Origin of the sequence: Candidatus Rhodobacter oscarellae, assembly GCF_001078595.1 — a bacterium.
Classification (GTDB): domain Bacteria; phylum Pseudomonadota; class Alphaproteobacteria; order Rhodobacterales; family Rhodobacteraceae; genus Rhodobacter_B; species Rhodobacter_B oscarellae.
In genome coordinates, this window is record NZ_LFTY01000002.1 from 3,986,028 (window position 1) to 3,995,303 (window position 9,276).

Sequence of the window (9,276 nt, forward strand, 5' to 3'; positions counted from 1 at the left end):
TTGGTGTTCGATATTTGTTCCCCCTCGCTATCACTGGACCTTGTTTGATCCAAGCCCTAGTCTCGCCCCGATGACAGAGTCGCCCGACGCCCCCGCCTACCAGGTCCTTGCGCGCAAGTACCGCCCCGAGACCTTTGCGGACCTCGTGGGGCAGGACGCTATGGTGCGCACGCTCAAGAACGCGTTTGAGGCCGACCGCATCGCCCAGGCCTTCATCATGACCGGCATCCGGGGCACCGGGAAGACCACCACGGCGCGGATCATTGCCAAGGGCATGAACTGCATCGGGCCGGACGGCGCGGGTGGGCCCACGACCGAGCCCTGCGGGCAGTGCGAGCATTGCGTGGCCATCGCCGAGGGCCGGCATGTGGACGTGCTGGAGATGGACGCGGCCTCGAACACCTCGGTCAACGACATCCGCGAGATCATCGACTCTGTGCATTACCGGGCGGCCTCGGCGCGCTACAAGATCTACATCATCGACGAGGTGCATATGCTGTCGACGAGCGCGTTCAACGCGCTCTTGAAGACGCTGGAAGAGCCGCCCGCGCATGTGAAGTTCATCTTCGCCACCACCGAGATCCGCAAGGTGCCCGTCACGGTCCTCAGCCGCTGCCAGCGGTTCGACCTGCGCCGGATCGAGCCCGAGGTGATGATCGCGCTGATGCGCAAGATCGCCCAAGGCGAGGGCGGGCAGATCTCTGATGACGCGCTGGCCTTGATCACCCGCGCGGCGGAGGGCTCGGCGCGCGATGCCACGTCCCTGCTGGACCAGGCGTTGAGCCATGGCGCCGGCGAGACCACCGCGGACCAGGTGCGCGCCATGCTGGGGCTGGCGGATCGCGGCCGGGTGCTGGACCTGTTTGACATGATCCTGCGCGGCGCGGCGGCAGAGGCGCTGTCGGAGTTATCCGCGCAATATGCCGATGGGGCGGACCCGCTGGCGGTGCTGCGGGACCTGGCCGAGATCACCCACTGGGTCAGCGTGATCAAGATCACGCCGGAGGCCGCCGAGGACCCAACGGTTAGCCCCGACGAGCGCACACGGGGGCTGGACATGGCGGGCAAGCTGCCGATGCGGGTGCTGACGCGGATGTGGCAGATGCTGCTGAAGGCGCTCGACGAGGTTGCGCAGGCGCCGAATGCGATGATGGCCGCCGAGATGGCGGTGATAAGGCTGACCCATGTGGCGGACCTGCCGCCGCCGGGGGACCTGGTGAAGAAGCTACAGCAAGCCCCCGCTGGCTTTGCCAGCGCGGGCGCGCCTGCGGCGGGCGGGGGGGCCTCGGCGCCTGGCGGCGCCTCGGCCCGCGCCCCAACGCAAGCGGTGGTGTCTGGCGGCGGCGGTGGCGGAGGCGGTGGCGCAGCCGCACCGGCGCAAGAGTTACAGGCCGACCAGGCCCTGGCGCGCTATGCGCGTTTTGACCAAATCGTCGATCTCATCCGCGCCAACCGCGACGTGAAGCTGTTGGTAGAGATCGAAACCTGCCTTCGGCTGGCCAAGTACCAGCCCGGTCGCATCGAGTTCCAGCCCACCGAGCAGGCGCCGCAGGACCTCGCCGCGCGGCTGGCGGGCAAGCTGCAGCTTTGGACCGGCGTGCGCTGGGCGGTCAGCCTCGTCAACGAGGGCGGCGGCGAGACCATCGCCGAGCTGCGCGACGCCGACAAACGCGCCCTGGAAGAAGAGGCCAAGCAGCACCCGCTTGTTCAGGCCGTGTTCGACGCCTTCCCCCAGGCGCAAATCCTGGAGGTGCGCAGCCTGGACGCCATCGCCGCCGAGGCCGAGGCGGAGGCCCTGCCGGAGGTGGACGACGAATGGGACCCGTTCGAGGAGGACTGACCGTGTCGCTGCGCCTTCCCGGATGGGCGGCGGCGCTTTGCGCCGCGATGCCTGCTGCGGCTTGGTCGGGGCCCGTTTGCGCCGTTATGCGCCCGGACTGGAACGGCATACCCGCCACCCTGATCACCGAAGCCCTGCATCTCTTCGCCTCGGGCCCCTCTGTCCTGCTTCTCATAGGCACCGCGCTGGCCTTCCGCCTGCGCCACCAGTGGGGCGCGCTGGCCGTGGTGGTCGGCTGGGCGGTCTGGACCTCGATCCGCGCCTTCCCCAGCGACGTGGGCGTTGACCTGGCCATGATCGAGGGCTGCATCGGCAAGCCCACGCTGTTCATCGCCATCGTGGGCGCAATGAGCATCGCGCTGATCTACTACACCGCCCCGCGCCAAAAGGAGTAGCCGCCGTGGCTCAGACCCGCCGTTTCTACCAGGTTGATGTGTTCTCGACCGACCCCACGCTGGGCAACGGGCTGGCGGTGGTGCGCGACGCCGAGGGGCTGACAACCGAGCAGATGCAGCGCTTTGCCGCCTGGACGAACCTGGCCGAGACGACCTTTATCCTGCCGCCCGAGGACGATGTGGCGGATTACAAGCTGCGCATCTTCACCCCGGGGCGCGAGATGAAATTCGCGGGCCACCCCACGCTGGGCAGCTGCGCGGCCTGGCTGGCCAGCGGCGGCGCGGCGCGCTGCGCGGGGGTGGTGGTTCAGGACTGCGCCATCGGGCATGTCGAGATCGACCAGACCGGCGCGGTGCCGGGGTTTGTTGCGCCGCCCACAAGCGCCGCGCCGATGCCGCAAGCGGACCGTGACCGCTATGCGCGGGCCCTGGAGCTCGACCCCGACCTCATTACAAACGCCGTGGTCTTGGACAACGGACCCGTCTGGAACCTGCTGGAGCTTACCAGCGCCGAGGCTGCCCTGGCGGTGGACGCCACGCGGGTGACCTGGCCCGAATTCCAGGGCCTGTCGCTGCTGGGCGCTTATCCGGACGGGCATGACTTTGCCTATGAGAGCCGCAATATCGCGCCGTCCTCGGGCATGCTGGAGGATCCGATCACCGGCTCGCTGAACGCCGCCATCGCGCGCTGGCTGCAGGCGGAGGGGCGGCTGACGCGCGACCTGACGATCTCGCAGGGCACGAATATGGGCCGTACGGGGCGGGTCCATGTGCGTGTCGAGGGCGACAGGGTCCTTGTGGGCGGGCACTCCAACATCTTGATCGCGGGCACGGTGCGGCTTTAGGGACGCCCAATCCGCAGCCCCAGCGTTTCCTCCGCCAGGCGTTCCAGCGCCAAGCCAAGCGACAGGCCCGACGCAAAACGCCCATGGGCAAGGAATTCCAGCGTCTGCGCGATCACCAGCGGGTTCATCATCATCCAGGTGTGGCTGACGGGGAGCACCAGATGCTCTGCCATGCCGTCAACCTTGGTGTTCTCCACCGATACCTTGCCGTCGTTGGGCCCCGAGATCAGCGCCGCGTAGATCGGGTTCAAAGCGAGGTTCCCGGCGATGACGCCAAGCTCGAACTCGACGGGCCCCAGCCGGTTGGGCAGGCTCTTGGGCGCGGTGCCAAGCTGCGCCGCAGCGGGCCCGTTAATCCAGTGGAACGGCGCGAGCCCCGCAAGCGTGTCCACCAGGTCGCTGCCTTGGTTCGGCGGGCCAAGCATGACCACGCGGCCCAATTCGGCATCGGGGTGTCGCGCGTGCCAGGCGCGCACCAATATCCCACCCATCGAATGCGCGACCACATGCACGGGCGCGTCGCCGCCCCGCGCAAACGCCTGGTCCAGCGAGCTTTCGGCGAGGCTCTCGATATCGCTCTGGGTCGAGGGGTAGTCACAGTTGATGGTATTGTAGCCCGCGCCCTCTAGCGCGCGCGCCATCATGGCCATGGAGGCCGCGCCTCGGCCAAGCCCATGCAAAAGGATCACGGATTCACGCGGCACAGCACCGGTCCCTTGGGTTTCCTCGCGGGGCCAGCCTAGTGCCCTAAGGGCCAGACGCAAAGCCTGCATGGCAACGGGGGCCATCTGCCGCAGCCCCGGGCTTGCTGTCATGGCCCGAAAGCGCTTGAATGCGGGGGCTAAGGAAAGGTGTTGGCGATGTCCTTGTTTCCTGGTTTCACGCTTGAGACGGTGCCGCTGCCGGGTGGCGATGTGCGGGTGCGGCGCGGCGGGTCCGGCCCGCCGCTGGTCTGCCTGCACGGCAACCCCCAGACGCATATGATGTGGCACGCGGTGGCCCCGGCCCTGGCCGAGCGCTTCACCGTCTACTGCCCCGATCTGCGCGGCTACGGGTTCTCGCCCAAGCCCGGTTACACCGCCGATCATGCGCCCTATTCCAAGCGGGCCATGGCGGGGGATGTCATCGCATTGATGGACCATTTCGGGCATGAATGCTTCACCGTTGTCTCGCATGACCGCGGCGCGCGGGCGGCGCACCGACTGGCGCTGGACCACCCCGCGCGGGTGGACAAGCTCGCGGTTATGGACATCGTGCCAACGCTGGAGCATTTCGAGCGCACCGACATGCTCTTCGCGCTGGCCTATGCGCATTGGTTCTACCTGGCCATGCAGGCGCCCTTCCCCGAGCAGATCATCGAGAACGACCCTGAGGGCTGGTTCCATGGCCACACCCGGCGCGAGCCGAAGGAGGCGGGGCTGTTTCATCCCGAAGCGCTGGCGGATTATCTGTCGGCCATCAGGGACCGGGACGTGATTCGCGGTATTTGCGAGGATTACCGCGCCGCGGCCTCCATCGACTTGGAGCATGATCGCACCAGCCGTGAGGAACTGGTGCGCTTGCAATGCCCGCTGCTGGTGCTATGGGGCGATCAGGGGATCATAGGGAAGTTCTATGAGCCGATTGCGATCTGGTCTGGCTATGCGGATGGTCCTGTAAGTGGACGCGCTGTTGCGTGCGGGCACTACCTGGCCGAGGAAGCGCCGGGCGAGGTGCTCGGGGCGCTTTGGGCGTTCTTGGAGAAGTGAAGGGAAGGATGGCGTGAGAGCTTCTAAATGGTGGCAACGCACGAGTTTCCCACGCCGCTCATTGTGCATAACCCACGAATTTCATAGGCAAATGCACATATGTGTGATAAAATTCCGACAGGTGTTAATCGAAGCGATCATCGAGCGTTATGGGTCGGTGACGAACCGCACTGCGCGTGATTTATTTGGCGGAATTGAACAGGGGCACTTCGATCTATGACGCAAACGAAATTGTTGCAGCCGACAATTAAAAGACCAACGATACCAGATCTTTGGCGCGCAATGACCTTTGCCGCGCTCATCGCGCTTCCGGCCTGCGGAGTATCCTATACAAGCCCGAAAGTGGACACGGATGACGAAAGCACGCGCGTCACGGTTGTCGAGATAATCGCCACGTCGGTCGCCGAGGCCAATCGGTCGAAATACTCACCCAAGACGCTGCCCAAGGCTTTTAGTTCGGTTGCCGGCGGCGGCAGCTTCGTGGGGGCCGGCGCGTTGCCCAACCCGCCCTATGTTCCAAGCGAACAGCGAAACACGCTGGCGGCCGAGCTGCCGCCTGAGGTCGACGCGACCCCCTACCGCATCGGCGTGGGCGACGTTGTGTTGCTGGCAACCCGTGGCTCGGCCACGACGGTAGAGCAGCTGTCCGGATTGCTTGCCGCGCAGAATAGCCGCCAGGGGTACACGGTTCGGGACGATGGCGCGATCGCTATTCCAGAAATCGGCCCGGTCTCCATCGCTGGTATGACCCTGCGAGAGGCTGAAGATGCGCTCTTTCAGGTGCTTATAGAGAGCCAAATTGACCCGTCGTTCAGCCTGGAGATCGCAGAGTTCAATTCGCAGCGCGTCACCGTGGGTGGCGCGGTTAGCAAGCCCGCGTTGGTTCCCATTGGGCTGAACGCAGTAACGCTGGGCGAGGCGCTGATCGCCGCGGGCGGGCTGGACGTCAAGGACGAGGAGTTCGCCTCGATCCGTATCTACCGCGACGGCAGTTTGTACCAGATCCCAGTTGAGAACTATCTGACCGATTCCGATCTTCGTAATCGAGTGCTTGTGAACGGCGATGCCGTATTCGTGGATCTCACCTATGATCTGGACCGTGCGCTGGAGTTCTACAAGCAGCAGATCGACGTGATATCCCTTCGGGGCACGGCGCGCGGGACGGCCTTGTCGGCGCTTACGGCCGAGATCGGTATCCAGCGGGCTGCCTTGGAAGAGCGCCGCCGTAACTTTGAGGCCCGCGCGAAGTTCGACGCCGAGGATCGCGACTATGTCTACCTTGCGGGCGAGGTGGAAAAGCAGTCCCGCGTGGCCCTGCCGTATAACCGCCAGGCGACGCTGGCGGATGTGCTTTATGGCGAGGGCGGGTTCGACAACACGACGGGGGACCCTTCGGAGATCTACGTGCTTCGGGTACGTCAGGGCTCTGAAGCCGGAACCATAACGGCCTATCATCTCAACATCGAGAACGCCGCCAAGATCGTCTTTGCGACGCAGATGCAGATGCGCCCCAATGACATCGTGTTCATCGAAGAGCAGCCGATCACGAAATGGAGCCGCTCGTTGCAGCAGCTGTTCCCCGCGATCCTGAACACCGCGGGCCGGGCAGTAAACTAGAGGGCCCAAATCCGGTCGACGACTTGTGCGTTTGTGACCGGATGCAAGACCCGAGCCGCGCCGTTTTCGGCGCGGCAGGGCATATATTTCCAAACTCTAAACGGCGCGCGCGGTGCCCTGCCGCGCATCGGGTCGGATTGTGGCGATCGGCCCTTATTTTATGGGGAAAACCGGTGTCGGCGAAACGTCGGCAAAACGTCGGCAAAACGTCGGGCACGCGTCGGCAGTTCGCCCTTTTGTCCCAAAAGCCAAGCCGGACAGCCCAGTGGCTGCTGCGTGGCGCTCTTGCGCAGGTTCCGGCGCGGCTGGGCCAAGGCGGAACTGCTTTGCCTGGCTTGGCCATTGAGAACTGGCATAGCAGGGTCGCGGCTTGCCACGTGGATGTCACCGGCGGGCCATGGGTTTTTGGGCCCAAGAAAGGCTCGACAAAATATAATTGCTAAAGCAATCTTATTTGCATAACAGCGATGCATTACACGAACCATTGCAGGGGCGAGAGACCAATGCCGATTTTCACCAAAGCCAGGACGCCATGGCAAAGAGCGGCGCAGCCGTCAGCCTGATGCGGATCACGACATCCATAACAGCCAGCACAGGCCACGCGATGGACCTCGCAGCAATAGGCATAACTCGGGCTCAGTGCTGTGCGATGCGCTGCGCGGGGCTGGGCCGACCGGCAAGGGATCTGACAGATCCCTGCATGCAGGCTAGAGATATGTGAGGCTGAAGCCCGCGTGGATCAAACTCTTAGGGGGAGACATGACCGACAAGACCATCCTGGTCATTGGGACCTATGACACGAAAGACGACGAGCTGGATTTCCTCGCAGGGGTGATCCGCGCGCAGGGCGGTCGGGTTCTGACGATGGATGTCTCGGTGCTGGGCGATCCGTCACAGCCGACGGATCTATCCAAGCATCAGGTGGCGCAGGAAGGCGGCGGCACGATCCAAACCGCGATCGACAGCGGCGACGAGAACCTTGCCATGCAGATCATGGCCAAAGGGGCGAGCCAGCTTGCGGCTCGCTTGCACCGAGAGGGGCGGTTCGACGGAATGATCGCCTTGGGCGGCACGATGGGCACCGATCTGGCGCTTGATGTCGCCTCTGCCCTGCCACTTGGCGTGCCAAAATACATCGTCTCGACCGTGGCGTTCTCGCCCTTGATCCCGGCGGAGCGCCTGGCGGCGGATACGCAGATGATCCTTTGGGCCGGGGGGCTCTATGGTTTGAACTCGGTCTGCAAGGCGTCGCTTAGCCAGGCGGCGGGCGCCGTGCTGGGGGCGGCGCGGGCGGTGCAAGGGCCGAACCCGGACAAGCCGCTGATTGGGATGACGTCTTTGGGCACCTCGGCCCTGAAATACGTGGTCCCGCTGAAGCCCGCATTAGAGGCGCGCGGCTTCGAAGTCGCCGTCTTTCACGCCACGGGCATGGGCGGGCGGGCGTTCGAGAACCTGGCTGGGCAGGGCGCCTTTGCCTGCGTCTTCGACTTCTGCACGCAGGAGCTGGGCAACCACGTCAATGGGTCCAACATCTCTGCCGGGGCGGACCGGTTGACCAACGCAGGCGCCAGCGGCACGCCGCAGATCGTGGCGCCCGGCTGCTATGACCTGGTGGATGTCGTCGGGTGGCAGCCCATCGAAGGCAAGTGGGACCAGCATCTAAAGCACGAGCACAACAGGCTCTTGACCTCGATTGTGCTGGAAGCGGCAGAGACCAAACGGGTGGCCCGCGCCCATTGTGATCAGCTTGCAAAGGCGAAAGGACCGGTCGCAATGATCCTTCCCGACCTGGGCCTGGGAGAGTGGGACCGCGAGGGGGCGGATCTGCACAACCCCCAAGGGCTTGCGGCCTTCCTGGCCGAGCTCCAGGCCCAATTGCCCGAAACCGTCGATGCCCATCGCATCCCCCACCACATCAACGATGCGGCCTTTGCTGAAAAGGCGCTGGAGATCTTCGACGGATGGCGCGCCAATGGCACGATCAAGGTTTAGGTCTGTGCGCCGGGGTCCAATTTGGTCAGCAGATCCAGAAGGGTCTCGTAGTCCTGCTCGCCCAGAACCCGTTTGTAACTTTCCGCGATGCTGGCCGCCTGAGGAGCGTAATCGTCGATGATACGCTGCCCATGGGACGTGATCTCGACATACCGCCGGCGCCGGTCGTCTGTGCCCTGGGTCTGGGTCACAAGCCCCTTCTTGAGCATGGTCGCCACGATGCGGGTCATGCTGGGGAACAAAAGGCTGGAGCGGTCGGCGAGCGTCTTGGTGTCCATGCGCCCGAATTCGCCAAGCACCCTTAGAGTGCGCCATTGTTGTTCGGTGATCCCGGTCTCTGACAGCATGTCACGAATGGGCGACATAACACCCTCGCGGGCGCGGATAAGCGCGATGGGGAGCGAGCGGGACGTGGTGGGTAGCGGCCTGGTCATGACCCCTCAAATGCCCCGCAAAATCGCCAATGACAAGCGCGCGCCCGCATCCGTGGATCCGCGCACCCAAATGGAGGACCGCGCATGAGCGCGCTTAAGGAAAACACCGCAAAACTTGAAGCCCATCTTGCCCGCTTCCGCAAGGACGGAATCCTGAACCGCATCGCGGGCCAGGATGTGGCGGGCAACCAGGGCGTGTTCCAATCCCGTTCGCCGGTTGACAAGAGCCTGATCTGCCAGGTTGCGCGGGGTGACGCGCGCGACATCGACGCCGCCGCGCGGGCCGCCGCCGGGGCCTTTCCTGCCTGGCGCGACATGCCCGCCAGGGAGCGGCGCGCGATCCTGCTGCGCGTGGCCGAGGGGATCGAGGCGCGGGCCGAGGAGATCGCGCTCTGCGAGTGCTGG

9 protein-coding genes are annotated in these 9,276 nt (G+C 64.8%); 7 read left to right on the plus strand and 2 right to left on the minus strand.

Translation table 11 applies throughout. The annotated features are described in order from the left end of the window. The first annotated feature begins 70 nt into the window (after nt 1–70). The 3 genes from AIOL_RS23815 to AIOL_RS23825 are packed head-to-tail and all read left to right on the plus strand — an operon-like array spanning nt 71 to nt 3,080. The gene (locus AIOL_RS23815; protein ID WP_049645261.1) at nt 71–1,840 is read left to right on the plus strand and encodes a DNA polymerase III subunit gamma/tau; all 1,770 of its coding nucleotides are present in this window, start codon (nt 71–73) and stop codon (nt 1,838–1,840) included. Nucleotides 1,841–1,842: 2 nt separating this feature from the next. Further along, complete coding sequence (locus AIOL_RS23820) at nt 1,843–2,235, plus strand: hypothetical protein (RefSeq protein WP_152912670.1); 393 nt, start codon at nt 1,843–1,845, stop codon at nt 2,233–2,235. Between the two features lie 5 nt (nt 2,236–2,240). Further along, complete coding sequence (locus AIOL_RS23825) at nt 2,241–3,080, plus strand: PhzF family phenazine biosynthesis protein (RefSeq protein WP_049645263.1); 840 nt, start codon at nt 2,241–2,243, stop codon at nt 3,078–3,080. Here the strand turns inward: AIOL_RS23825 and AIOL_RS23830 are convergent. Further along, the gene (locus AIOL_RS23830; protein WP_235439156.1) at nt 3,077–3,895 is read right to left on the minus strand and encodes an alpha/beta fold hydrolase; all 819 of its coding nucleotides are present in this window, start codon (nt 3,893–3,895) and stop codon (nt 3,077–3,079) included. The genes AIOL_RS23825 and AIOL_RS23830 overlap by 4 nt on opposite strands. A 45-nt stretch (nt 3,896–3,940) precedes the next feature. Here AIOL_RS23830 and AIOL_RS23835 point away from each other — a divergent pair, with 45 nt between their 5' ends. The 3 genes from AIOL_RS23835 (at nt 3,941) to AIOL_RS23850 (ending at nt 8,437) form a co-directional block, all read left to right on the plus strand. Further along, nucleotides 3,941–4,828 (plus strand): alpha/beta fold hydrolase, encoded by an 888-nt coding sequence (locus tag AIOL_RS23835; protein ID WP_049645265.1) that lies wholly within the window; start codon nt 3,941–3,943, stop codon nt 4,826–4,828. 282 nt (nt 4,829–5,110) lie between these two features. Further along, entirely contained in the window at nt 5,111–6,445 is a 1,335-nt protein-coding gene (locus AIOL_RS23840; protein WP_082152777.1) for a polysaccharide biosynthesis/export family protein, read from the plus strand. 759 nt (nt 6,446–7,204) lie between these two features. Next, the gene (locus tag AIOL_RS23850) at nt 7,205–8,437 is read left to right on the plus strand and encodes a Tm-1-like ATP-binding domain-containing protein (protein ID WP_049645267.1); all 1,233 of its coding nucleotides are present in this window, start codon (nt 7,205–7,207) and stop codon (nt 8,435–8,437) included. Here AIOL_RS23850 and hpaR read toward each other — a convergent pair. Further along, complete coding sequence (gene hpaR / locus AIOL_RS23855; protein ID WP_049645268.1) at nt 8,434–8,871, minus strand: homoprotocatechuate degradation operon regulator HpaR; 438 nt, start codon at nt 8,869–8,871, stop codon at nt 8,434–8,436. The genes AIOL_RS23850 and hpaR overlap by 4 nt on opposite strands. A gap of 84 nt (nt 8,872–8,955) precedes the next feature. Between hpaR and AIOL_RS23860 the strand changes: the two genes are divergently transcribed. Continuing rightward, a partial coding sequence (locus tag AIOL_RS23860) for an aldehyde dehydrogenase family protein (RefSeq protein WP_049645269.1) occupies nt 8,956–9,276 on the plus strand: 321 nt, incomplete at its 3' end.

Excerpts from the sequence above, each read along its gene's own strand:
- AIOL_RS23835 (WP_049645265.1), top strand. The coding sequence starts at position 3,941 with ATGTCCTTGTTTCCTGGTTTCACGCTTGAGACGGTGCCGCTGCCGGGT.
- AIOL_RS23840 (WP_082152777.1), top strand. The coding sequence starts at position 5,111 with ATGACCTTTGCCGCGCTCATCGCGCTTCCGGCCTGCGGAGTATCCTAT.
- hpaR (WP_049645268.1), bottom strand. The coding sequence starts at position 8,871 with ATGACCAGGCCGCTACCCACCACGTCCCGCTCGCTCCCCATCGCGCTT.
- AIOL_RS23850 (WP_049645267.1), top strand. The coding sequence starts at position 7,205 with ATGACCGACAAGACCATCCTGGTCATTGGGACCTATGACACGAAAGAC.
- AIOL_RS23815 (WP_049645261.1), top strand. The coding sequence starts at position 71 with ATGACAGAGTCGCCCGACGCCCCCGCCTACCAGGTCCTTGCGCGCAAG.
- AIOL_RS23830 (WP_235439156.1), bottom strand. The coding sequence starts at position 3,895 with ATGACAGCAAGCCCGGGGCTGCGGCAGATGGCCCCCGTTGCCATGCAG.